Annotated in this window: 23 protein-coding genes; 8 read left to right on the plus strand and 15 right to left on the minus strand. The window is 70.1% G+C overall.

The genetic code is table 11. The annotated features are described in order from the left end of the window. Positions 1-4 precede the first annotated feature (4 nt). Together QRN27_RS01580 and QRN27_RS01585 are read left to right on the plus strand one after the other, a co-directional pair. Positions 5-2,167 carry a molybdopterin oxidoreductase family protein gene (locus QRN27_RS01580; protein ID WP_285040471.1) on the plus strand — a complete coding sequence of 721 codons (2,163 nt, stop codon included), beginning with the start codon at positions 5-7 and terminating at the stop codon, positions 2,165-2,167. Further along, positions 2,164-3,828 (plus strand): FAD-dependent oxidoreductase, encoded by a 1,665-nt coding sequence (locus tag QRN27_RS01585; RefSeq protein WP_285040472.1) that lies wholly within the window; start codon positions 2,164-2,166, stop codon positions 3,826-3,828. Before QRN27_RS01580 ends, QRN27_RS01585 begins: the two co-directional genes overlap by 4 nt. Positions 3,829-3,920: 92 nt before the next feature. Here the strand turns inward: QRN27_RS01585 and rimM are convergent, their stop codons facing one another. Genes rimM through rpsP form a run of 3 tightly spaced genes read right to left on the minus strand, consistent with a single transcriptional unit; the run spans position 3,921 to position 5,260 of the window. Then, the gene (rimM, locus tag QRN27_RS01590) at positions 3,921-4,583 is read right to left on the minus strand and encodes a ribosome maturation factor RimM (protein ID WP_285040473.1); all 663 of its coding nucleotides are present in this window, start codon (positions 4,581-4,583) and stop codon (positions 3,921-3,923) included. After that, a complete protein-coding gene (locus QRN27_RS01595; protein ID WP_056006893.1) occupies positions 4,584-4,835 on the minus strand; it encodes an RNA-binding protein in 252 nt (83 codons plus the stop codon). 2 nt (positions 4,836-4,837) lie between these two features. After that, complete coding sequence (gene rpsP / locus QRN27_RS01600) at positions 4,838-5,260, minus strand: 30S ribosomal protein S16 (protein WP_056006896.1); 423 nt, start codon at positions 5,258-5,260, stop codon at positions 4,838-4,840. 251 nt (positions 5,261-5,511) lie between these two features. Between rpsP and QRN27_RS01605 the strand changes: the two genes are divergently transcribed. Next, positions 5,512-6,654: a glutamate--cysteine ligase gene (locus QRN27_RS01605; protein ID WP_285040474.1), complete on the plus strand. Its 1,143-nt coding sequence runs from the start codon at positions 5,512-5,514 to the stop codon at positions 6,652-6,654. Between the two features lie 10 nt (positions 6,655-6,664). Here QRN27_RS01605 and QRN27_RS01610 read toward each other — a convergent pair whose 3' ends face one another. Next, complete coding sequence (locus tag QRN27_RS01610) at positions 6,665-7,045, minus strand: META domain-containing protein (protein ID WP_285040475.1); 381 nt, start codon at positions 7,043-7,045, stop codon at positions 6,665-6,667. A 16-nt stretch (positions 7,046-7,061) separates the two neighbouring features. Further along, positions 7,062-8,615 (minus strand): signal recognition particle protein, encoded by a 1,554-nt coding sequence (ffh, locus tag QRN27_RS01615; protein ID WP_056006905.1) that lies wholly within the window; start codon positions 8,613-8,615, stop codon positions 7,062-7,064. 103 nt (positions 8,616-8,718) lie between these two features. Here ffh and lipB point away from each other — a divergent pair, with 103 nt between their 5' ends. Then, the gene (gene lipB, locus QRN27_RS01620) at positions 8,719-9,393 is read left to right on the plus strand and encodes a lipoyl(octanoyl) transferase LipB (RefSeq protein WP_285040476.1); all 675 of its coding nucleotides are present in this window, start codon (positions 8,719-8,721) and stop codon (positions 9,391-9,393) included. Further along, positions 9,390-10,406 (plus strand): lipoyl synthase, encoded by a 1,017-nt coding sequence (gene lipA, locus QRN27_RS01625; RefSeq protein WP_235522553.1) that lies wholly within the window; start codon positions 9,390-9,392, stop codon positions 10,404-10,406. Before lipB ends, lipA begins: the two co-directional genes overlap by 4 nt. Before the next feature lie 37 nt (positions 10,407-10,443). On the opposite strand, the gene QRN27_RS01630 is transcribed toward lipA, so the two are convergent. The 3 genes from QRN27_RS01630 to smc are packed head-to-tail and all read right to left on the minus strand — an operon-like array spanning position 10,444 to position 15,518. Further along, positions 10,444-10,944, minus strand: a complete 501-nt coding sequence (locus tag QRN27_RS01630) for a DUF2004 domain-containing protein (protein WP_194669694.1) — start codon at positions 10,942-10,944, stop codon at positions 10,444-10,446. Then, complete coding sequence (ftsY, locus tag QRN27_RS01635) at positions 10,944-11,822, minus strand: signal recognition particle-docking protein FtsY (RefSeq protein ID WP_056006913.1); 879 nt, start codon at positions 11,820-11,822, stop codon at positions 10,944-10,946. Before ftsY ends, QRN27_RS01630 begins: the two co-directional genes overlap by 1 nt. 51 nt (positions 11,823-11,873) lie before the next feature. Next, complete coding sequence (gene smc, locus QRN27_RS01640) at positions 11,874-15,518, minus strand: chromosome segregation protein SMC (RefSeq protein WP_285040734.1); 3,645 nt, start codon at positions 15,516-15,518, stop codon at positions 11,874-11,876. Between the two features lie 149 nt (positions 15,519-15,667). Between smc and QRN27_RS01645 the strand changes: the two genes are divergently transcribed. Next, positions 15,668-16,759, plus strand: a complete 1,092-nt coding sequence (locus tag QRN27_RS01645; protein ID WP_285040477.1) for a GNAT family N-acetyltransferase — start codon at positions 15,668-15,670, stop codon at positions 16,757-16,759. A 3-nt stretch (positions 16,760-16,762) separates the two neighbouring features. Here the strand turns inward: QRN27_RS01645 and mutM are convergent, their stop codons facing one another. The 6 genes from mutM to QRN27_RS01675 all read right to left on the minus strand — a co-directional run bounded on the left by mutM (position 16,763) and on the right by QRN27_RS01675 (position 21,913). Next, positions 16,763-17,653 (minus strand): bifunctional DNA-formamidopyrimidine glycosylase/DNA-(apurinic or apyrimidinic site) lyase, encoded by an 891-nt coding sequence (mutM, locus tag QRN27_RS01650; RefSeq protein ID WP_285040478.1) that lies wholly within the window; start codon positions 17,651-17,653, stop codon positions 16,763-16,765. Beyond that, positions 17,637-18,335 (minus strand): ribonuclease III, encoded by a 699-nt coding sequence (gene rnc / locus QRN27_RS01655; RefSeq protein WP_285040735.1) that lies wholly within the window; start codon positions 18,333-18,335, stop codon positions 17,637-17,639. Before rnc ends, mutM begins: the two co-directional genes overlap by 17 nt. A 70-nt stretch (positions 18,336-18,405) precedes the next feature. Further along, positions 18,406-18,615 (minus strand): 50S ribosomal protein L32, encoded by a 210-nt coding sequence (rpmF, locus tag QRN27_RS01660; protein ID WP_285040479.1) that lies wholly within the window; start codon positions 18,613-18,615, stop codon positions 18,406-18,408. Between the two features lie 3 nt (positions 18,616-18,618). After that, entirely contained in the window at positions 18,619-19,131 is a 513-nt protein-coding gene (locus QRN27_RS01665) for a YceD family protein (RefSeq protein WP_285040736.1), read from the minus strand. A 111-nt stretch (positions 19,132-19,242) separates the two neighbouring features. Next, entirely contained in the window at positions 19,243-19,725 is a 483-nt protein-coding gene (coaD, locus tag QRN27_RS01670) for a pantetheine-phosphate adenylyltransferase (protein WP_194669690.1), read from the minus strand. A 19-nt stretch (positions 19,726-19,744) separates the two neighbouring features. Next, positions 19,745-21,913, minus strand: a complete 2,169-nt coding sequence (locus QRN27_RS01675) for an ATP-dependent DNA helicase RecG (RefSeq protein ID WP_285040480.1) — start codon at positions 21,911-21,913, stop codon at positions 19,745-19,747. Between the two features lie 72 nt (positions 21,914-21,985). Here QRN27_RS01675 and rsmD point away from each other — a divergent pair, with 72 nt between their 5' ends. After that, positions 21,986-22,558, plus strand: coding sequence for a 16S rRNA (guanine(966)-N(2))-methyltransferase RsmD (rsmD, locus tag QRN27_RS01680; RefSeq protein ID WP_285040481.1), 573 nt, complete (start codon positions 21,986-21,988; stop codon positions 22,556-22,558). A 31-nt stretch (positions 22,559-22,589) separates the two neighbouring features. On the opposite strand, the gene thiL is transcribed toward rsmD, so the two are convergent. Continuing rightward, complete coding sequence (gene thiL, locus QRN27_RS01685; protein ID WP_285040482.1) at positions 22,590-23,606, minus strand: thiamine-phosphate kinase; 1,017 nt, start codon at positions 23,604-23,606, stop codon at positions 22,590-22,592. A 25-nt stretch (positions 23,607-23,631) separates the two neighbouring features. Between thiL and QRN27_RS01690 the strand changes: the two genes are divergently transcribed. Then, positions 23,632-24,123, plus strand: coding sequence for a DUF3515 family protein (locus QRN27_RS01690; protein ID WP_285040483.1), 492 nt, complete (start codon positions 23,632-23,634; stop codon positions 24,121-24,123). Positions 24,124-24,141 lie beyond the last annotated feature (18 nt).

Here is a 24,141-nt window from a genome sequence, read left to right on the forward strand (position 1 = left end):
CCGCATGCCGCGTTCCACCGCCCCGGCGACCGACACCCACTGCCCCTACTGCGCCCTCCAGTGCGCGATGTCCCTCACCCGGGCACCCACGGTGGACGGCGTGGCTCCGCGGCTCCCACTCGAGGTCTCGGGACGGGACTTCCCGACGAACCGGGGAGGCCTCTGCAAGAAGGGGTGGACGTCCGGCGAGCTCCTCGGGCGGGGCGACCGCCTCACGGCCCCGCTCGTGCGGAACGCCGCCGGGGCGCTGGTCGAGACGAGCTGGGACACCGCGTTGGATCTCGTCGCCTCGACCATCCTGCGGATCCGCGAGGCACGCGGAGCGGACGCCGTCGGGGTGTTCGGAGGCGGCGGACTCACGAACGAGAAGGCCTACCAGCTGGGCAAGTTCGCGAGGATCGCGATCGGCACGAGTCGGATCGACTACAACGGGCGGTTCTGCATGTCGTCCGCGGCGGCCGCGGGCAACCGGGCGTTCGGGATCGACCGGGGGCTGCCGTTCCCGCTCGAGGACCTCGACGGCGCATCGACCGTCCTCCTCCTCGGGTCGAACGTCGCGGAGACCATGCCGCCGTTCATCGGTCATCTCACGGGTGCGCAAGCCGCCGGCGGTCTCATCGTCGTCGACCCGCGTCGTTCGGCGACCGCCCGACTGACCGAGCAGCAGCGTGGCATGCACGTGCAACCCGCCCCGGGCACCGACCTCGTCTTCCTGCTGGGGCTGACGCACCTCGTCCTCGCCGAGGGGCTCGCCGACCTCGACTACCTCGAGCGCCGCACGACGGGGCTGGGTGCGCTTCGGCGCAGCGTCAGCGCCTGGTGGCCGGAACGGGTCCAGTCGGTCACGGGCGTGCCCACCACGGTGCTCCGCGAGGTCGCGCATCGACTCACCACGGCCGGCGGGGGCACCTACATCCTCACGGGTCGGGGCGTCGAGCAGCATGTCGACGGCACCGACACGGCCACCGCGGCCATCAACCTCGCGCTCGTCCTCGGCCTGCCTGGCCGGCCGGGGTCCGGCTACGGCACCCTCACCGGTCAGGGCAACGGCCAGGGCGGTCGGGAGCACGGGCAGAAGTGCGATCAGCTGCCGGGGTATCGGAAGATCACCGATCCCGAAGCGCGCCGTCACGTCGCGGGTGTCTGGGGCGTCCCCGTCGAGTCGATCCCCGGCCCCGGTCTCCCGGCCGTCGCCCTGCTGAACACGCTCGGAGATGCCGACGGCGTGCACGCGCTCCTCGTCCACGGCTCGAACGTCGTCGTCTCGGCACCCAACGTGCAGACGGTCCGCGATCGCCTGGAGCGTCTCGAACTCCTGGTGGTGTGCGACTTCTTCCTCTCCGAGACCGCCGCGCTCGCCGATGTCGTCCTCCCCACCACCCAATGGGCTGAAGAGGAGGGCACCATGACGTCCTTGGAGGGCCGGGTCATCCGCCGGCGGCTGGCCGTCGATCCTCCGGCGGGTGTCCGGAGCGAACTCTGGATCATGCGCGAGCTGGCGCGTCGACTCGACGCCCCCGGTCGGTTCGACGTGGACCCGGCCCTGGTCTTCGACGAGCTGGCGGCAGCGTCGGCCGGTGGTGTCGCCGACTACTCGGGTCTCAGCCATGCCCTGCTCGACACCGGCATCGCCGCCCATTGGCCGTTCCCGGCGGGCGGTTCCGGCACCCCACGGCTGTTCAGCGAACGGTTCGCCCACGACGACGGTCTGGCGCGTCTCGTCCCCGTCCGTCCCGCCGTCGGATCGGAGTCCGTCGACGCGGAACACGAGCTCACCCTCACGACCGGTCGGCTGCTCGAGCACTACCAGTCCGGGACCCAGACACGCCGCGTCCCGGAGCTCGACGACGCCCGCCCCGCCGTGTTCGTCCAGCTCCACCCGGCGACCGCTGCACGTCTCGGCATCGTCGAGGGCGGAATGGTCGAGTTGTCGAACCGTCGTGGAACCCTCACTGCGCGGGCGAGCATCGACCTCGACATCCGTCACGACACCGTGTTCCTTCCGTTCCACTTTGCCGGTGCGGCCTCGGCGAACCTCCTGACGCAGGACGCCGTGGACCCGGTCTCCGGCATGCCCGACTTCAAACGCGCGGCGGTCCGCGTGCGTCCGGCCGTCCACGGCGGATCCCCCGTGCCCGCTGCCGCCGGGGTCGGTGCACGATCATGAACGCCCAGCGTCGCGGCCCACTCCGGATCGTCCTCATCGGCTTCGGGCCGGTGGGCGCGCGGTTCGCCGAGGAGCTCGCCCCCGGTGTCCGCGCAGGCGACGTCGCGCTGACCGTGATCGGCCAGGAGCCCGTCGACGCCTACAACCGTGTCCTCGTCGCCGAACACGCCACCGGTTCCGCACAGCTCGCCGACATGACCCTCGTCAGCGCCCGGGACTTGGCCGACGACGGCATCAGGGTGCTTCTGGGAGCAACCGCGACCCGGATCGATCGCGCGGGCCGGACAGTGGAACTCGACCGTGGAGACGCACTCCCCTACGACCATCTCGTCCTCGCGACCGGAGCACGGGCGAACGTCCCGACCCTCGACGGCGTCGATCGGTGGAGACGCGACCTCCCGGCACTGGAGAAGTACGGTGCGCGTCTCATGGGGTCGGATCACGCCCTCCCGGCCGGGGTGTGCGCCATGCGCGACCTCGACGACGCCGACACCGTCGCTGCGGTCGTTCGGACTGGCGGACGGATCGTCGTCCTCGGCGCGGGTGTGCTGGGCCTCGAGACGGCTCTTGCGGCGGCGAGGGCCGGGGCCGACGTGGTCGTCGTGCACCACGGCCCGACGCCCATGCCACGCAACCTCGATCGCGGTGCGGGCTCCGTCCTGTCCACAGCGCTGCGCGCGGCGGGTGTCGAGGTCGTGGCGAACAGTCGAGCGGAGGCGGTGGGCTACCGGGACGACCCCACCGGCGGTCGCCGGTTCGACGCGCTCATCACCGCGGACGGCAAACGGATCGCGGGAGACCTGCTCCTGTTGTCGTGCGGCGTGAGCGCCAGGTCCGACCTCGCGGTCCTCGCCGGGCTCCGAGTGGGCGCTGGCGTCCTCGTCGATGAAGCGCTCACTAGCTGGTCCGACGAGCGGATCTCGGCGATCGGAGACTGCGCGCATGTCCTCACCCCGACGCCGGAGCGCCGCACTGAACGGGTCGTGCCCGGTGGCCCCTCCGGGCTCATCGGTCCGGGGTGGCGGCAGGCGGAGTGGCTCGCCGCCCACCTCCTCCGAGCGGGTGCGGCGGCCGACGACCGGCGAGGTCTGCTCACGCCCCCACCCGTCGAGCGATCGAGTCCGGTCGCACTCAAGGCCACAGGAGTCGACGTGGTCGCGGTCGGGGACGTCCAGGTCGACCCCTGGGACGTCTCCCCTGAGGCTGCGGACCCGTGCGGGCTACACGTCTCGGCGAGGCGCAGCATCTCGGTCTGGGCGGACCCCGACCACGGCCGGTACGTGAAGATGGTCACCCGCGCCGGCGTCTTGAGCGCGTTCGTGGCGGTCGGGATGCCTCGGGCCGCCGCCGAGCTGACCCTGCTCTACGAGAGCGGTGGCGAGCTGCCCGCGGACCGTTCCGTGCTGCTCCGTCTGGACGGGCCGGACGCCGTCGGCGCGACGTCAGCCGACGCCTTCGCGCCGACCACGACCGTCTGCAGCTGCAACGGCGTGACGGTCGGCAGGATCCGGGAGGCTGCGGAGGCCGGCAACATCACGGTCTCCTGCATCGGGAAGGCGACCCGCGCCGGCACCGGGTGCGGCGGGTGCACCGACCGGATCACAGCGGTGTTGGAGCGGGTCGCGGCGGGCGAGCACCAGGGCGAGCCGATCGCTGTCTGAGGCCCCCGGGGACGACGACGGCGGAGGCGCCTGCTGTTTCCAGCTGACGACTCCGCCGTGCGGTTCGAGCCGGTGTACGGCTCGGAACGGTGTTACTCGGGCTTCGGCGTCCCGGTCTCCTCCGGAGCCGTCTCCGACTCCTCGGATGCTTCTGCCTCCGGGGCGTCCGGGGCATCGGCAACCGATGCGTCCGGAGCGTCGTCCGCCTCGGGGAGCTCTTCGAAGAGCCCGGTCGGCGGCGTGACCGTCACGATCCCGGCAGCGACGTCCACAGCCGGAACGATGGCCTTGACGAACGGGACCATGACCTCGCCGTCTCGCGTCTTGACGATCAAGAGGTCCTGCGACGGGAAGTGCTCGACCCGCGCTACGGTTCCGACCGACGCACCGTCACGATGCACTGCCAGACCGACGAGCTGGTGGTCGTACCACGCGTCTTCCTCGGCCGGCAGCTCCGTGGGGTCCTGCTCGACCCACAGGATGGCCTTGACCAACGTCTCGGCCTCGCTTCGATCGGTGATCCCGACGAAGAACGCCACCGGCTGGCTGTTGTACCAGCGGAGCTCGATGAGCTCGAGCGACTTGCCCCGCCATTTCGAGCCTGCAGGGACCTGCAGCGTGAAGCTCGCACCCGGGGTGAACCGGTGTTCCGGCTCGTCCGTGTAGAGCTCGACCTTGAGAGCGCCCTTCAGCCCATGTGCCTTCGTGAGCCGGCCGACCCGCAATTGGGTCTTCGGCTCCGTCTCCTCGGCCACCTAGGCGCTTGCGCCGGTGGCGTCCGTGTCGACCACGTCGACGCGGACCCGCCGGCCGTCCGCCAACGCAGCCACGAGGGTGCGGAGGGACTTGGCCGTCCGGCCGGCACGACCGATGACCCGGCCGAGGTCCTCGGGGTTCACACGAACCTCGAGGACCTCGCCACGGGCGGAGTTCTGTGCCGTGACGCGAACGTCATCCGGGTGATCCACGATCCCCTTGACGAGGTGTTCGAGCGCGGGAGCGAGCAAGACTACGCCTGCTCTGCTTCGGCGGCGTCAGCGGCGGGAGCCTCGGCCTCGGCCGGAGCAGCCTTGGCCGGAGCCTCGGCCTTCGGCTTGAGGACGGGCTTCTTCTTCTCGTCGGCGACGAAGGCGGCCTTCGGCTCCTTGACGCGGACGGTGCTGACCGCGTCCTTGTCGCCCTTGAACTTGCCCCAGTCGCCCGTGAGCTTGAGGAGCGCTGCGACCTGCTCGGTCGGCTGCGCGCCGACGCTCAGCCAGTACTGTGCGCGCTCGGAGTCGACCTCGATGAACGAAGGCTCCTCGGTGGGGTGGTACTTGCCGATCTCCTCGATGACACGGCCGTCGCGCTTCGTGCGCGAGTCGGCGACGACGATGCGGTAGAACGGCGCGCGGATCTTGCCGAGACGCTTGAGACGGATTTTGACAGCCACGATTCTCCTGAATGATGTGATGTTTGATGTGCTCGCTGCCGAAAGGTGGGGCCACACGCTCGACGCGAAAACTGTGGTTGCTGCGGGCGTCGGATAGAGGGTCGAACTCCGCGCAGACTCAACTCTCTATTCTGCCAGACATCGGGCGATCTGGGTAATCCTGCGACACGGGGGCGGAAGGACCGCTGTGCCGCGTGGAAGGATGGGCTGGCGCGCGGCACCCGGCCGTGCCCTGCGGGAGGTCGACGCCAATGCCCATCGAGTTCGCCAACTCCGAGCGTTCGACCGTCGGCCTCGAGTGGGAGGTCGCCCTCGTCGACCGCGACACCGGCGATCTCGTCGCATCCGCCGACACCGTACTCTCGGAACTGCGCGGCGAGGACGGTTCCGACCACACCCAGATCACGAACGAACTGCTGCTCAACACCCTCGAACTCGTCTCCGGGGTGCACCACACGGTGCCGGAGGCGATCGCGGACCTCGAGGGACAGCTGGCCGAGGTGCGCGCCATCACCGATCCCATGGGCGTGGAGCTCATCTGCAGCGGTTCCCACCCGTTCGGGCAGTGGTACGACCAGCAGGTGACCGACAAACCGCGGTACCACAAGCTCATCGACCGCACGCAGTGGTGGGGCCGGAACATGATGATCTGGGGCGTCCACGCCCATGTCGGCGTCGAGACGGTCGACAAGGTCCTCCCGATCATGAACGGACTGCTGACGTACCTCCCGCACCTCCAGGCGCTGTCCGCGTCGAGCCCCTACTGGGGTGGTGTCGACACGGGGTACGCGTCGAACCGCGCACTCATGTTCCAGCAGCTCCCGACGGCAGGCCTCCCCTATCAACTCTCCGACTGGGAGCAGTTCGAGGCGTACGTCGACGACCTGACGGTGACGGGCATCATCGAGGACCACACCGAGGTCCGCTGGGACGTGCGCCCCTCGCCCCAGTGGGGCACCGTGGAGATGCGCGCCTGCGACGGCGCGTCGACCGTGGGCGAGTTCGCCGCGCTCGCCTCCCTCATCCACTGTCTCACCGAGCACCTCTCCGATCGCCTGGACGACGGCGAGCGGCTGCAGACCCTGCAGCCCTGGTACGTCCGGGAGAACAAGTGGCGCGCGGCGCGGTACGGGCTCGACGCCGAGATCATCCTCGACTCCTCCGGTCACGAACGGTTGGTGACGGACGACCTGCACGACCTGCTCGACACCCTCGCGCCGATCGCGCGCCGGCTCGGCTGCTCGGAGGAGCTGGCGAGCATCGCCTCGATCATCGACCACGGCGCGAGCTACCAGCGTCAGCTCGCCGTCGCCCACGCGAACGGCGGCAGCCTGCAGGCCGTCGTGAGCGCGCTCGCGAAGGAGCTGCGACACGGGGTCCAGCCGACCACCTGACGAGGCGGCGTCACTCGTCGCGGTCGAGCGTTCCGATCCGCGTGCCGGCGTCGTCGGTCACGATCAAGCGCTCGCCGTCGTCCGAGAGGGCGACCTCGGCGACGCCCCGGAGCCACGTGTCGACATCAGGGCACGCCATGAGTGTGCCCGCGACATCGGAGACCGCGACCGAGTCGTCCTCGGCCCGCCAGGAGCCGGAGAGGCTGTTGCACCCGTCGGAACCGGTGACCCGACCGTCGTCGGAGAAGACCAGGTGGGGCTCCGCTGCGCCGGTACCGTCGCCCCACGTTCCGACGACGCGCTCTCCGACGCCACCGGTGGAGCAAGCGGCGAGCAGCGCGGCCACGAGGACGACGCCGATCGCCGTCGCCGGCACCCTCAGCGCACGCATCCAGCCACCGCCGGTGTCAGCGACCCAGGAACTTCTGGAGTTCGGCGAGTTCAGCCTCGGTTGGGGCCTTCGTGCCCGCCGACGCGCCGCCACCGAGTCCGAAGCCCGCACCGGTCGCCGGGGCCTGCGCCTCGACGACACCGGCGTTCTCCGCTGCCCGCTTGGCCGGGTTCCCTGACCGGGAACCCTTCTTCTTCGCCTGGGGCTTCGGACGGTTCGTCCGTGCGCCGGGGACCGGGCCCATGCCGGGGATGTTCGGAACGCCGCCCTTGGCGACCGTCTTCATCATCTTGGCGGCCTGCTCGAACCGGTTCACCAGGGCGTTGACCTCGGTCACCGTCATGCCGGAACCCTTGGCGATCCGCAGCCGGCGCGAGCCGTTCAGGATCTTCGGGTTGGTGCGCTCGGCGGTCGTCATCGACTGGATGATCGCCTCGGTGCGCACGATCTCCCGCTCGTCGAAGTTCTGGAGCTGCTCCTTCATCTGGCCCATGCCAGGGAGCATGCCCATCATCTTCTTGATGGAGCCCATCCCCCGCAGCTGCTGCATCTGCTTGAGGAAGTCGTCGAGCGTGAACGAGTCGGTCGCGAACTTCTCGGCGACCTTGCGCGCCTCGTCCTCGTCGAAGTTCTGCTGTGCCTGCTCGATGAGGGTGAGGATGTCACCGAGGTCGAGGATCCGGCTGGCCATGCGGTCGGGGTGGAAGGGCTCGAAGTCGTCGAGGCCCTCGCCGGTCGACGCGAACATGATGGGACGGCCCGTGACCGAGGCGATCGAGAGGGCGGCTCCACCGCGGGCGTCGCCGTCGAGCTTCGACAGCACAACACCGGTGAAGTCGACACCGTCGAGGAAGGCCTTGGCCGTCGCGACCGCGTCCTGTCCGATCATCGCGTCGATGACGAAGAGCACCTCGTCGGGGTCCACCGCCTTGCGGATGTTCGAGGCCTGCTTCATGAGCTCGGCGTCGACACCGAGTCGACCGGCGGTGTCGACGATGACCGTGTCGTAGAGCTTCTGCTCGGCGAACTTGACGCCGTCGCGCGCGACCTTCACGGGGTCGCCGACGCCGTTGCCCGGCTCGGGGGCGTAGACGGGGACGCCCGCCTGTTCACCGACGACCTGGAGCTGCGTGACGGCGTTCGGCCGCTGGAGGTCCGAGGCGATGAGCAACGGAGTGTGGCCGTCCTTCTTGAGCCACTTGGCGAGCTTGCCCGCGAGCGTCGTCTTTCCGGCACCCTGGAGGCCGGCGAGCATGATGACGGTCGGTGGCTTCTTCGCGAACTCGAGCCGGCGCTGCTGGCCGCCGAGGATCGTGATGAGCTCGTCGTTGACGATCTGCACGACCTGCTGCGCCGGGTTCAGCGCCTTGCTCACCTCGTCGCCGAGTGCGCGTTCGCGGACGCGACCGGTGAAGTCCTTGACGACGTCGAGTGCGACGTCCGCGTCGAGGAGTGCGCGGCGGATCTCGCGGACGGTGCCGTCGACATCGGCAGCGGAGAGCTTGCCCTTGGTGCGGAGGTTCTTGAACGTGTCCGCGAGGCGGTCAGAGAGGGTACCGAACGTTGCCATGATCCCTCCAGTTTAGGGCAGTCGGCGTCCTGGTCCCGTCGAACGGCAGGAACCACCTTCGGCGAGTATTTGTACGGCGTCCAAGAATGCTATCGTGGCCGCCATGACAGAGCTCCTCCTCGCCGGGCTCGCCCCGGCGTTCGTCCCCTACCTCGACGGCTGGGCGCTGCAGCGCCGGGTACATGCGGCCGTGGTCGCCGGCACCGGACCCGAACAGTTGATCCTCTGCGAACACGAGCCGGTGTACACGGCAGGCAAGCTGACGCGCGCCGACGAACGCCCGGACGACGGAACTCCGGTCGTCCCGGTGGACCGCGGTGGGCGGATCACCTGGCACGGCCCCGGACAGCTCACCGGCTACCCCATCGTCCGCCTGCCGGAGCCCGTCGACGTCGTCGCCCACGTGCGTCTGCTCGAGGAGGTCATGCTGCGGACCATCGCCGAGCTCGGGGTCACCGGGCGGCGGATCGAGGGACGATCCGGTGTCTGGGTGGATCCCGCGGGCGGCGGCCCCGCGGCGAAGATCGGCGCCGTCGGCGTGCGCGTCCAAGCCGGGGTCGCGATCCACGGCTTCGCCCTGAACTGCAGCAACTCGCTCGAGCCGTTCGAGCACATCGTCGCCTGCGGCATCGCCGACGCCGGTGTCACCACGATCAGCAAGGAGCTCGGCCGCACGGTCACGCCGGGTGACGTGGCTCATCGCGTGGCGGAACGGTTCGCAGACCTCCAACACGGTTGGCGGTTCACCTCCGCCCCTGCGGTCGGAGCGGTCGCGTGAGCGCCTGTGGTGCACCGGCACCCGATGCCGCGGCGGACACCGGCGGTCGCAAACTGCTGCGGCTCGAGGTCCGCAACGCGCAGACGCCCATCGAGCGGAAGCCCGACTGGATCAAGACCCGCGCGACGATGGGCCCCGAGTACCGGCAGCTCCAGACCCTCGTGCAGGAGGAGGGGCTGCACACGGTGTGCCAGGAGGCCGGGTGCCCGAACATCTTCGAGTGCTGGGAGGACCGCGAGGCGACCTTCCTCATCGGCGGCTCGCAGTGCACCAGGCGGTGCGACTTCTGCCAGATCGACACCGGCAAACCCGCCGACTACGACCGCGACGAGCCGCGCCGGGTCGCCGACTCCGTGCAGCGCATGCGGCTCCGCTACGCGACCGTGACGGGTGTGGCTCGCGACGACCTCCCCGACGAGGGCGCGTGGTTGCACGCCGAGACCGTCCGCCGCATCCACGAGACCAACCCCGGCACGGGTGTGGAGATCCTCGCGACCGACTTCTCCGGCAACCCCGACCTCCTCGGCGAGGTGTTCGCCTCACGTCCCGAGGTGTTCGCGCACAACGTGGAGACGGTGCCCCGCATCTTCAAGCGGATCCGGCCCGCGTTCCGGTACGAGCGGTCGCTCGACGTCCTCACCCAGGCCAGGGCCGCGGGGCTCATCACGAAGTCCAACCTCATCCTGGGCATGGGCGAGGACCGGAGCGAGATCAGCCAGGCGCTCGAGGACCTGCACGAGGCGGGCACGGACATCATCACCGTCACGCAGTACCTGCGCCCGACGCCTCGGCATCTCCCCGTCGACCGATGGGTGAAACCGCAGGAGTTCCTCGAGATCAAGGAGGAGGCCGAGGAGATCGGGTTCCTCGGCGTGCTGGCCGGTCCGCTCGTCCGCTCCTCCTATCGGGCCGGTCGCCTCTGGGCGCAGTCCATGACGGCGAAGGGTCTGCCGGTCCCCGAGGGCCTGCGCCATCTCGCGGACTCCTCGCTCGGGTTCGCCCAGGCGGTCTGAACGCCTGGGCTGCGTCCTGGGGCTGAGGCTCCGGGGCTCAGTCCTCGCTCGTGACCCCGGTGACCTCGCCGTCGGAGCTGTACGCCACCATGAGCACGCCGTCGAGCTGGTCGGCGTCGAGCGAGTACTCGAAGATCGCGAACGCCTCGTCGCCGTTGTGCTGATGCGGAGCGAACCCGACGCTCAGCAGGGTCATCGATCGGATGACGTCGACGTCGCGGTCGCCGGACTCGTCGACGAGGACGTCCGGCAACGACTCACCCAGCTCCTCGACGGCCTGGATGATGTACTCCGTCACCTCGGAGGTGCGGTCGTCGACCTCGCTCAGCATCGCCTCACGGGAGCGGAGGTCGAAGCCTTCGAGGGCCAGGATCATCGCGGCTGCGAGATCGAGCGCATCGGCCGGGATCTCGTCCTCGTCGGGCGCGCTGAGCGAGATGGACACGGACTGCTCGCCCACGTCGATGTTGTCCGACCAGTACACGCCGCCGCCCGGCTCGGTCGCGATGATGCCGAAGTAGTCGTGCTCGATCGCCATCAGTTGCCCACCAGGTTCTGTGCGAAGACGTGGGGCGTGAAGCCGGTGAGGTCCCCGATCCCCTCACCCTGTCCGACGAGTTTGATCGGGATGCCGGTCTTCTCCTGGACGGCGAGGACGAACCCGCCCTTCGCGGAGCCGTCGAGCTTCGTCAGGACGAGCCCCGTCACGCCGGCGTGCTCGATGAACGCCTGCGCCTGCGACAGGCCGTTCTGCCCGGTCGTCGCGTCGAGGACGAGGAGCACCTCCGAGATGGGCGCCTGCTTCTCGACGACGCGCCGGATCTTCGACAGCTCGTCCATCAGCCCGCCCTTGGTCTGCAGCCGGCCCGCGGTGTCGATGATGACGATCTCGGTCCCCGTCCGCTTGGCGTACTCGATCGTCTGGAACGCGACCGAAGCCGGATCCTGACCCTGCTGCTGGGGGCGCACGATCTGTGCCCCGGCGCGCTCCGCCCAGGTCGCGAGCTGTTCGACCGCCGCGGCACGGAAGGTGTCGGCCGCACCGACCACGACGCTGCGATCGTAGTTGCGGAGGAATTTCGCGAACTTGCCGATGGTCGTGGTCTTGCCGACCCCGTTGACGCCGACGACGAGGACCACCGCCGGACGCTCACTGAGCTTCAGGGTCGTGTCGAACTTCGACAGCCGCTCCTCGACCTCCTCGCGGAGCATCCGCTGCAGGTCGCGCGGGTCGGTCGTGCGGTAGCGGTCGACGGATGCGTGCAGACCGGTGACGATCGACTCCGTGACGTCTGGGCCGAAGTCGGCGCCGATGAGCGCGTCCTCGAGGTCTTCCCACGTCGTCTCGTCGATCGTCGGACGTTGGAACATGCCTTTGAGGGCACCGGAGAGCGACCAGGGTGTGCGTGCAGCCATGGTCTCAGCGTAGCCGTCGGCGAGGCGGTCCCGTCGCGGGACGGGGAACGATCAGCCGGCCCGTTCCTCGGCGACGCGTTGACCGACCACGGCCGAAACGCCGTCTTGACGCATCGAGACGCCGTAGAGGGCGTCCGCGATCTCCATCGTGCGCTTCTGGTGGGTGATCACGATGAGCTGACTCGTCTGTCGGAGGTCCTCGAAGATGGTGAGGAGCCGCCCGAGGTTCGCGTCGTCGAGGGCCGCCTCTACCTCGTCCATGATGTAGAACGGGCTCGGCCGGGCTTTGAAGATGGCGATGAGCAGAGCCACCGCGGCGAGCGAGCGCTCACCACCGGACAGGAGTGACAGGCGCTCGATCTTCTTGCCGGCGGGCTTCACCGACACCTCGATGCCCGTGGTGAGCATGTGCTCGGGGTCCGTGAGCGAGATGCTGCCGGTGCCGCCGGGGAACAGGATCGGGAACACCTCGGTGAACGCGGCTTCGGTGTCGGCGAACGCCGAGGCGAAGATTACCTCCATCTTCCCGTCGATGTCCTCGATGATCGACAGCAGGTCGGCGCGGGTGCTGGTGAGGTCGGCGAGCTGTTCGGTGAGGAAGCGGTGCCGTTGTTCGAGCGCGGCGAACTCCTCCAGGGCGAGCGGGTTGACCCGGCCGAGCTGCGCATAGGTGCGCTCGGCCGCGGCGAGTCGTTTCTGCTGCTCGGCGCGGACGTACGGGGTCGTCGGCACCTCGGACGCGTCGGGGTCCGACGTCTCGGCGGCCGGCCCCACCTCGGCAACCGGGTCCGCAGGAGTGTCCGTCGCCTCAACGGAGGGTTCGGCGGGACCGGCATCCTCGGGTTCCGGAGCCGTCCGGGCGGTTGCTCGCGGTGTCGGAGGGTCGACCGGCACCGGGACGTCGGGCCCGTACTCGGCGACCAGGATGTCCTCGACGAGTCCCAGCTCCGAGCCGGCGCGCTCGAGGAGACCGGACAGGTGCAGCTTCTTCTCGTAGATCTGGAGCTCGAGCCCGTGGACGCTCTCGGTGACGACCTGCAACCGTTGCCGGAGCGTGTGCTCCTCTCCTCGCAGGCGCACGAGTTCGGCGTTCCGGCTGGATCTCGTCGCCTCGGCTTCCGCGAGGGCGACCCGCGCCTCGGTGACCGAGCGGTCGACCGAGTCGAGGACGGGCGGCAGCGCGTCGGTGACGGAGGTGGCCGCCGCGGCCTGCCGCGCCCGGATGACGGCCCGCCGTGCCGCCTCCTCCGCGGCGGCCTCGTCGGCCTGCCGCTGCCGCTCGAGGTTCGCGACCGCGAGCTCCTCCGCCCTGACGCGTTGCCGAGCGGTCTCCAGGAGCAGTCGATGCTGCACCTCGGACTCGCGCGCCGCGTCGAGTTCGGCGGACAACGCGTCGCGGACCGTCACGTCGAGCAGCGGGCGTGGACGCGCCCGGGCGGTGTCGTGTTCCTGCCTCGCGCGGTCGGCCGCCACGACGGCATCGGCGACGGCGGCGTCGGCGTTCGCCGCAGCCGCGAGGAGACGGTCGTGTTCCGCCTGGGCGGATTCGTATCGGACGGTCACCCGGTTGACCCGTTCGGCCTGCGAGGCGCGGTTGGCGTCGAACTCGCGCAAGGCGTTGAGGGCGGCCTGCGCCGTCTGCTTCGCCTCCTGCAGGATCGTCCGCTGCTCGCCCAGGGCGAAGCGGGCCCGTTCGATGAGCGACTCGACCTCGCCGTGTCGATCGGCGGCCGCATCACGTTCGGCCAGGAGCTCGATGCGACTCTGCGCGCCGCCGCTCCCCCCGCGGACGATGCTCTCCGTGACGACGGCGCCGTCCCTGGTCACGATCGTGAACGCCGCCAGGGCTGAGCCGAGCCGGTCGTACGCGTCGATCGCCTCGTCGAGGGAGTCGACGACGAGGACCGTCGCGAGGATGCCGAGGACACCGGGAGGTGCGTCCACCAGTTCGGCCGCCGAGGTGAAACCGGCCGGAGCGTCCGGCACCTCGCGGATGCCTTCCGCGATGACGATCTCGACCCGACCCAGCCCGCGGTCCGCGGCGTGGTCGAGCGCTCGGCGCGCGGCCTGTCGGTCGACCGCGACCGCCGCCTCGGCGAGCGTCCCGAGCGCTGCCGCAACGGCCGCCTCGTTGCCGGGCCGGACCTGCACGCGGTCCGCGACGATCCCGTCGATCCCGTGGAGGCCGCTGCCGGCGAGTTCCGCCGACCCGGTCTTGAGGTCGAGGGCACGCGAGAGCGCGCTCGTCTTGGCACCGAGCGAATCGCGTTCGCGTTCGAGCGTGTGCAGCTGCTCGCGCAAGCCCTCGATCTCACCCTCCGCGGCGGTCGCACCGCGCTGGGCCGCCTCGTAGGCGTCGTCGAGGCCGGAGTCGGCGGCGTCGGCGAGGGTCGGGTCGTCCCCGAGCGCTTCGACCTCCAGCCGGGCGGCGTCCAGACGGAGGACAGCCGCGTCGATGGCGTTCTGCTGCCGCAGCGCCTCGCCGCGGACCGCCGCCAACTTGGACGAGGCGGCGTCCACCGCACCAGCGAGTTTCGACAGTTCCAGGTCGTGCCGCGACACGAGGGCGCTCTGCGCGGCGATCTCGACGTCCACCGCGTCGAGCGCGGCGCGCTGCTCGGCGGTGGTCGCCTGCGCCTGTCGCAGGGCGAGTTCCGCTTCGACGACCGCCGCGCGAAGCCCGTCGATCTCCGCGGTGGCGTCGGCGACCATCTGTCTCGTGATCCGTGGTTCGGCAGTGACCTCGTCGGTCGCGGGTCCGAGCAGCGCGAGCCGCTGATTGGCGAGCGTGTAGAGGTTCCGGAGCCGCTCCTGCACGCTCTCGAGCTCGAAGGTGATCCGTCGCGCGTCGTCGACCGCATCGCCCAGTTGCGTCTGCTCGATCCGGCGGATCCGCGACTCCGCCTGCTCCAACTGCTCCTGGAGCACGAGGCGCTCGCTGTGCCGTTCGCTCTCCGACCGATTGTGCTCGTCGAGCGAGCGCCGGAGCCCGACGACGTCGTCCGCGAGGATCCTGGCGCGGGCGTCACGCACGACCGCTGCGATCGTCTGTGCCTCCCGTGCGATCTCCGCTTGGCGTCCGAGCGGCTTCAGCTGCCGCCGGATCTCCCCGGCGAGGTCGCTCAACCGGGTGAGGTTGGTCTGCATCGCCTCGAGCTTCCGGAGGGTCTTCTCCTTGCGGCGACGATGCTTGAGGATCCCAGCGGCCTCCTCGATGAAGCCGCGCCGCTCCTCGGGCGTCGCACGGAGGACGGCGTCGAGCTGTCCCTGGCCGACGATGACGTGCATCTCGCGACCCAGGCCGGAGTCGCTGAGCAGCTCTTGGACGTCCAGCAACCGGCAGGTGTCGCCGTTGATGGCGTACTCGCTGCCGCCGTTCCGGAACAGGGTCCGGCTGATCGTCACCTCGGTGTACTCGATGGGCAGGGCACCGTCGCTGTTGTCGATGGTGAGCGTGACCTCGGCCCGTCCGAGCGGTCCCCTCGTCGACGTGCCGGCGAAGATGACGTCCTCCATCTTGCCGCCGCGGAGGGTCTTCACCCCCTGCTCCCCCATGACCCAGGCGAGTGCGTCGACGACGTTCGACTTGCCGGAACCGTTCGGGCCGACGACGCAGGTGACGCCTTGCTCGAACGCGAAGGTGGTGGGGTGCGCGAAGGACTTGAACCCTTTGAGCGTCAGGCTCTTCAGGTACACGCGCACCTCCTCTCCCGCGTCGCGGATGCTGTCCACTACGCTAGCGAATCCCTGGCCAGGGCAGGGACACCACGCTGTGCCACCCGGTGGCGCCGGTCGTAGCATGGACGCCACCGCCCATGACGGTCGGCCGAGGACGGGGAGCAGGCATGCTGGTCGAGATCGACGAAGTGGACCTCACGACGGCCGGTGCGTCGGTGGGGTCGGACGGCGCGGTGTTCGACGCCGTCCAAGCGGTCGCCAACACCCTCGAAGCCGAGGTCTGGAAGAACGATGACTTCTCCCTGACCCCGACCATGGTGCTGCCGGAGTACCTCGACCAACGGTTCAACCGCCGAGTCCTCCTCGCTGCACGACTGGACGGAGAGGTCGTCGGTCGAGGCTGGCTGGGCTACGGGCTCGAACCGGCTGCAACGACCGCGTCGCTCAGTGTCGGTGTGTTGCCGCCTGCCCGAGGGCGCGGTGTCGGAACGGCACTCCTCGGCGAACTCGAGGCGCGCGCGGCCGCTGCCGGGCGTCCGACCGTGACGACGTTCACCCAGCACGCCCTCGCGGACATCCCCCTCGACGAGCCGCTCCTCGGCGCGAGCGTCGGCGATCGGGTCGTCCCCGCACGCGCCGAGGCGACCCGCTTCGCGCTGGCACGCGGGTACACGCTCGGGCAGGTGGAACGCACGAACCGATGCGAGCTGTCGGACATCGCCGATGAGCTCCCGTCGATCCTCGACGAGGCTCGCTCGCGGGCCGAGCCCGAGTACGCACTCGTGCACTGGATCGACAGGACCCCGGACGAGTTCCTCGCGTCCCTGGCGACGGCCCGAGAGCACATGGCCACCGACATCCCCGCCGCGGACCTCGAGATCGATCCGGAGGTCTGGACACCCGAACGGATCCGAGCCCGCGAACGACAGTTGGCCGATGCCGGGGATCATGCCCTCGTGGTCGCAGCGGTGCACCGCGCGAGCGGATCGGTGGCCGGGTACAGCGAGCTCGTCCTGACGGAGGGCAAGGAGCACGCGGAGCAGTGGGACACCCTCGTCCGCTCGACCCACCGCGGACACCGACTCGGGCTGTGGATGAAGGCTGCCAACCTGCTGGCGCTGACCGAGCAGGCGCCGGAGCGGTCGCGGGTCTACACCTGGAACGCGGACGAGAACGACCACATGCTCGCCATCAACGACCGACTCGCGTTCCGCATCATCGGCTACTCGGCCGAATGGCAGCGACGACTCGACTCCTGATCGTCAGGTGCGGCGCTGGCACACGGGACAGCGATGCGAGCCACGGTTCATGAACTGCTCGCGCACGATGAACGTCCCGCAGCGCGCGCACGGCTTCCCCTGCCGGCCGTAGGCGTTCAGGCTGTGTGCGAAGTAGCCGGCCTGCCCGTTGACGTTCACGTACTGGGCGTCGAAGCTCGTGCCGCCCTCCGCCAGCGCCTTCGCGAGGACCTGCCGCACCTCGTCGAGCAGGCGCGCTGCGCGCGGACGGCTCAACCGGGCGGTCTCCTGCTCGGGATGGATGCGCGCTGCCCAGAGCGACTCGTCCGCGTAGATGTTGCCGATCCCGCTGACGAGGGTCTGGTCGAGCAGCGCCCGCTTCACCCCGGTCCGTTTCTCGCGCAGCCGCCGGAGGAAGACGGCGTCGTCGAAGGCGGGGTCCATCGGGTCTCGGGCGATGTGCGAGACCTGATCGGGCACCATCGCGACGTCGTCCCCGAACCCTCCGGCAGCTCCGTCTGGCGTGGGGACGAGCGCGGTCACCGCCATGGACCCGAAGATCCGCTGGTCCACGAAGTGCAGCCAGAGCTCGCCGTGCTCGGGATGCTCCAACTGCAAGCGGATGCGCAGCAGTCGGTCGGCGTCGTCGCCGGGCGACCGGAGCAGCATCTGCCCGCTCATGCCCAGGTGGCCGACGATCGCCTCGTCGTCGTCGAGGGGGAACCAGAGGAACTTCCCGCGCCGGACGGCTGATCGGATCGTCCGACCCGTCAGCCGCGCCGTGAAGTCGGCGACACCACTCGCGTGACGGCGCAGGGAGCGTTCGTCGAAGACCTCGACGCCGGCGATGGTCGCTCCGCTGACGGCGGGCTCGAGGCCGGCGCGGACGACCTCGACCTCAGGGAGTTCCGGCACTGATCCTCGACCAGGCTTCCAGGGCGGCCGCCATCTCGGCGTGCTTCTTGCTCGTGCCGGAGCCCGTCGCCGTGACGGCGGTGCCCACCGTGACCGTCGCGACGAACCGACGGTTGTGGTCGGGACCGGAGCTGGCGATCTCGTACACGGGTGCCGGTGCACCGATCGCGGCGGCGGCCTCCTGCAGGCTCGTCTTCGGGTCCATGGCGGCCCCGAAGCGCTCCGGGTTCTCGAGCAACGGTGTCACCAGGCGCAGGACGAGCGCCGTGGCCGCGTCGGGACCGGCGGACAGGTAGGTCGCGCCGATGACGGCCTCCATCGTGTCGGCCAGGATGGACGCCTTGTCGCGGCCGCCGGTCTGGTCCTCGCCCTTGCCGAGCTTGATGCGTTCGCCCAGCCCGACCGAGCGGGCGACCTCGGCGAGGGCGATCGTCGACACGAGGCTCGCCCGTCGCTTCGCGAGCTGCCCCTCGTCGAGGTGCGGGAAATCGCGGTAGAGCATCACCGTGACGGCCTGCCCGAGGATGGAGTCGCCGAGGAACTCGAGGCGTTCGTTGTGCGGGAGCCCGCCGTGCTCGTACGCGTACGAGCGGTGCGTCAGCGCGAGGTCGAGGAGCTCGTAGGAGACGTCGACACCCAGCTGCCGGGCACAAGCGACGACACCGGGGTCGGGCTCCGAGATGGAGCCGACCCCGGTGTGGTCGGAATGATTCGTGTTCACGCTGTTCGAACGCGGACGTTCAACAGAGCGATCAGACGTCTGCGACCTTGCGGCCCTTGTACTCGAGGTAGAGGGCGGCGCCCTGCGAGTCCTCGACGACCTTGGCGCGGTGCGGCAGGCTGTACGTGACGCGGCCGTTCTCCACCGTCTTCACGAGCGTCGGCACGGCGGCCTTCCACTGCGAGCGACGCGAGCGGGTGTTCGAGCGCGAGACCTTCCGCTTCGGGGGGTTTCCAGCCATGATCTATCTCTCTTCTGTGTCTGCAGCCGCGCCCGGGGCGCTGCTGGCGTCTGTGTCAAGTTCGGAGTCTGAGGACAAGCCCGCGAGCGCAGACCAGCGAGGATCTGCGACGTCTTGGGGGTGTCGTTCCGGACGTTCGGCCAGCCGCTCACCGGTCTCGGGATCGAGTCCGGGGCAATCCGGCTGGCACACCGGCTGAAACGGTAATGCGAGAACTACCGCATCTCTGACCAGAGGTTCAAGATCCACGTGGTCGTCGTGAACCTCGAAGTCAGACGCTTCCGAATCAGGATACGCGAAAAGTTCCTGAATCTCGACTTCGACGGGCAGTTCGATGTCGCGGAGGCACCGACCGCACTCGCCGGTCGCCGTCGCATCGACGTCCACGGAGACGAGGATGCCCTCGTGCACAGACTCGAGACGGACCTGCTCGGAGAGCGTCGTGCCCTCCTGGACGGCGACGAGACCCTCGCCCCAGCGCTCGGCGAGCACCACCTCGAGGTCGTGCTCGCGCATCTCCCCAGGACGGTTCACCAGATCGCGTACGTTGACGCTGAACGGGGAGTTGTTGGTTCTCTTTCTAGCCACGATCGACGATTCTACGCCGAACAGGACGGATGGGACGCCCTAGCCCTCCTGCAGGAAGGAGGCGACGACCGGCGGGACGTACGGGCTGACGTCACCGCCGAGTGCGGCGACCTGCCGGACCAACGAACTCGAGACGTGGGCGTGCGCCGGGTCCGGGAGGAGGAAGACCGTCTCCACGCCGGCGAGGCTGCGGTTCATGATGGCCATGGGCGTCTCGTAGGCGACGTCGACCTGCGAACGGATGCCCTTGACGAGCACACTCGCGCCCACATCGGTGCAGTAGTCGACGAGCAGCCCGACGTTCCACTGCGCCACCACGATGTTGTCCGGCAGGCCGCCACCCGTGATGGAGCGTTCCAGGAGCGACACCCGCTGCGGCATCGGCAGCAGCGCCGACTTGTCCGGGTTGTGCACGACGAGGACGTGGAGTTCGTCGAAGATCCGCGCCGCCCGCTCGATGACATCCAGGTGCCCCAGGGTGACGGGGTCGAACGATCCGGGGACGACGGCGATCCGCTTCATGGAGCCAGCCTAGCCGTGCTCAGTTCTTGGCGAGGGCGGCGCGGTCGGATTCGTCGAGGCGGCGCTGCAGGGCCTCCGCCAGGGCAGGGTGGTCGACAAGGTCCGGATCCGTGGCGAGGAGCTCGGCGGCGTCCGCCCGAGCCTCGATGATGACCTCGCTGTCGTGCACCACCCGCAGCAGCTTGAGGGATGACCGACCACCGGACTGCGTGCTGCCGAGGACGTCGCCCTCCCGCCGGAGCTCGAGGTCGACCTGCGCGAGGTCGAACCCGTCGAGCGTCGCGGCCACGGCATCGACGCGTTCGCGGGCGGTGCTCTCCATCTCGGCCGCGGTGACGAGCAGACAGAGTCCGGGCACTCCGCCTCGCCCCACGCGGCCGCGGAGCTGGTGCAACTGGGAGACGCCGAAGCGGTCTGCGTCGAGGACGACCATGGTCGAGGCGTTCGGGACGTCGACGCCCACCTCGATGACGGTGGTCGCCACCAGGACGTCGATGTCTCCGGCCGCGAAGGCACGCATCGTCCGGTCCTTCTCCTCGGCGCTCATGCGTCCGTGCAGGACCTCGATCCGCCGGGCGGCGAGGAGCGGATGGACGCGCAGCTCCTCCACCGTCGTCAGGACGGAGGCGACCGGGCGTGCCGGATCGACGTCCTCCTCGAGGGCCTCCCCCGGTTCGACCTCCTTGGCGTCGATCGCCGGACAGACCACGAACCCCTGCCGGCCCTGGGCGAGCTCCTCGGCCAGCCGCTCCCACACGCGCGAGATCCAGCGCGGGTGGTCCGCCAGGGCCACCACGAAGCTCTCGATGCCCTGGCGCCCCTGCGGCAACTCCTTGATCATGCTCACGTCGAGATCGCCGAAGACGGTCATGGCGACCGTGCGCGGGATCGGTGTCGCCGTCAGGACGAGCACGTGCGGCGGGGTGCGCCCCTTCTGGCGGAGCTGATCGCGTTGCTCCACGCCGAATCGGTGCTGCTCGTCGACGACCACCAAGCCCAGGTCGGCGAAGCTGACGGCATCACCCAGCAGCGCGTGCGTCCCGATCACAATGCGCGCCTGGCCGGCGACGATGCGGAGCAGCGCTCGTTTGCGTTCGGCCGTCGGCAGCTGCCCGGTGAGCAGGGTCGGCATGAGTTCCGCAGCGAGGTCGGGGCCGAGGGATCGGACGATCGACCGTAGGTGCTGAGCCGCCAGCACCTCGGTGGGCGCGAGAAGCACGGATTGTCCGCCGCTGTCGGCCACCGCCGCCATGGCCCGCAGCGCGACCAGGGTCTTGCCCGAGCCCACCTCGCCCTGGACGAGGCGGTTCATGGGATGGCGCTGCGCGAGGTCGGCGGCGATCTCCGCTCCGACCGTCTGCTGGTCGCCGGTCAGCTCGAACGGCAGCGCCGCATCGAGCCGCGCGAGATATCCGCCGGCACGGGGCGTGCGCGGCTCGGCCGCGAGGGCTCTGGTCGCCGCACGTTGCTGGAGGAGGGCCGTCTGCAGCAGATACGCCTCCTGGTAGCGGAGGCTGCGGCGCCCCCGCTGCCAGTCGCGGTCCACGGCAGGACGGTGCACCGCACGGATGGCGGCGTCGAAGGACAGCTCGCTCCTCGCCGAGCGGACGGACCGCGGCACGGGGTCTTCCTGAGGCGGCAACGCGTCGAGGACGAGCTCGACGGACTGTCGGAGGTTCCAGCTCGTGATCGTGCTCGTGGCCGGGTAGATCGGGATGGGAGCCTCGGACCACGCCTTGGCCTGCGCGTCGGCGAGCGCCGGCGCTTCAGCGTCGTCGGGGAAGAGCTGGTACTGGGGGTGCGCGAGTTGATAACTGCCGCGGTAGTCGCCGACCTTGCCGGCGAAGATGCCACGGAGACCCGGTCGGAGCTCGTTCGCCCGCCACTTCTGGTTGAAGAAGGTGAGGTTGAGTCGGCCCTGGCCGTCGGAGATGACCACCTCGAGGATGGAGCCCTTGCGCTGCTTCATCTCCCGGTCGCGCACCTCGACCACGTCGGCGACGATCGTGACGTCCTCACCCAACGGCAGCTGCCCGATTGCCGTCAGCTCGCCGCGTCTCGCATAGCGCCGGGGGTAGTGCTCGAGCAGGTCGCCGACGGTCTCGATGCCGAACGCCTTCTGCAGTGCCGTCGCGGTGCGCCCACCGAGGACGCCGCCGAGCTTCGTGCCCAGCTCGATCCCCGTCATGCCCTCGATTCTATTCGGCACCTCGGACACCGACGGTTCGCCTCGTCCCGTGCAGCCTGCGAGGATGGATCCATGGCCGGCATCAGGATCATCTCGGGTTTCGCGGGATCACGCACGATCCGGGTTCCGGGCAGCGGGACACGACCCACGAGCGATCGCGTGCGCGAAGCGCTCTTCTCGGCGCTGGAGGCCCGCGACGTCATCGCCGGGGCCGAGGTGCTCGACCTCTACGCCGGATCCGGGTCCCTCGGACTCGAGTGCGCGAGTCGGGGCGCGACCGTGGTCACCTTGGTCGACCGGTCTTCGGAGGCCGCGAAGCTGTGCCGCGACAACGCCAGGATCGTGACGTCGGCGGCCCCTCGTGGCGCGGCTCCACGGATCACGGTGCAGGCGAAGTCGGTCGGCGCCTACCTGGCGGGGGCGACGGTCCCGTCCGACCTCGTGTTCATCGATCCGCCCTACGACCTGCCCGAGGCCGAGCTCACCGCCAACCTGGCGGCACTCGTCGGCCTCGTGGCAGAGGACGCTCTGATCCTCGTGGAACGCAGCTCCCGGTCGCCGGAACCCACGCTCCCCGCCGAGCTCGAGATGTTGCGGAAGAGCACCTACGGCGAGACCCTCATCTGGTGGATCGTTCCGGCCTGATCCGTCCCACCGAGGCCGTCGACGCCGCACCTCAGCCGGCGGCGTCGTCCCAGTCGCGATACGGGTCCCATCCCGCGTCGCCGTCGTAGAGCCTGCCGTCCACCAGGACACCGGCCCCCGGTCGCACCGTGCCGATGACGCGGAACCCGGCAGGGACACTGCCCGACGCTGGGAAGGTCGCCAGCAGCGCGTGGTCCTCTCCGCCGGACAGGGCGAGCGCGGCGTCGGCGCCCAGCGCGTCGCTCCGCAGGTCGATTGCGACACCACTCGCCCGAGCGAGACGGCCGGCGTCCAAAGCGAGGCCGTCGGAGAGGTCGAGCATCGCCGTGGCTCCCTCGACGGCCGCGACGACGCCGGCACCGATCGGTGGACGCGGGGCCAGCTGCGCCTCGACCAGGGCCCGATGCTCCACGCGCAGCACGGCTGCAGCCTCCGCCGACGGGACTCCCGCCTCGTCGACCGCCCGATCGAACAGCAGCCGGAGGCCGGCCGCCGCCGCGCCCAGCTCCCCGGCGACCGCGACGGTGTCACCGACCTGCGCGCCATCGCGTCGGACGGGAGCTCTGCCCTCCAGGTCCCCGAACGCCGTCACCGCAATCATGAACACGTCCGAGACGGCCAGATCACCACCGACGACGCCACATCCCGGCGCGAGGGCGGAGCAGGCGTCGCGGAGGCCCTCGGCGAACCCGTCGAGGACGGCGACCGGCAGGTGCTTCGGCATCGCCAACGCCACCACGAGGGCCGTGGGCCTGGCACCCATGGCGGCGACGTCGGCGAGGTTGCTGGCCGCGGCCTTCCAGCCCAGGTCATGGCCGCTCGACCACGCCAGCCGGAAGTCCGGGCCGTGGATCATCGTGTCCGTCGTCACGACGAACCGGCCATCCGGCGCCTGCACGACCGCTGCGTCATCGCCTGGCCCGAGGAGTTCGGCCTCCGCGTGCGGCAGGCGGGGGAAGATCCGTTCGAGCAGCTCGCCCTCAGCCAGGTCACCGACGGACGTCCCGTGCATCGCACCAGCGCCGGAGGCACTCCCAGACTCGTTCATGGGATCAACGGTAGCCTGGTGTGCGATGTCCCCGACCCGCGCCCTCCTGGCCGCCGCCCTCGCCGCGGTCGCCGCCCTCGCCCTCGCCGGCTGTGCCCCCGCCGTCGCGCTCGAACCAGCCGACGACGCGAACAACCCACAGTGCGCCGAGGTGACGGTGCGCCTCCCCGACGTGGTGGCCGAGCTCCCGGAGCGCACGACCGACGCACAGGCCACCGGCGCCTGGGGCGACCCGTCGGCCGTCCTCCTGCACTGCGGCGTCGCCATCCCCGGCCCCACCACGCAGCAATGCCAGTCGGTGAACGGGGTCGACTGGATCATCGACGACAGCGACGCGCCGCGCTACCGCTTCACGACCTTCGGCCGCACCCCCGCGGTCGAGATCGTGCTCGACGGAGACGCCGTCGCCAGCAGCACCGTGCTCGCCGACCTCGCGCCGGCCGTCTCGGTCCTGCCCATCACGGGCAAGTGCACGGCCCTCGGCGACGCCGAGCTGCCGATCCCCACTGACGGCTGACACCGAAGGCCGACGCCC

Origin of the sequence: Plantibacter sp. LMC-P-059a (assembly GCF_030209505.1) — a bacterium.
Lineage (GTDB): Bacteria > Actinomycetota > Actinomycetes > Actinomycetales > Microbacteriaceae > Plantibacter.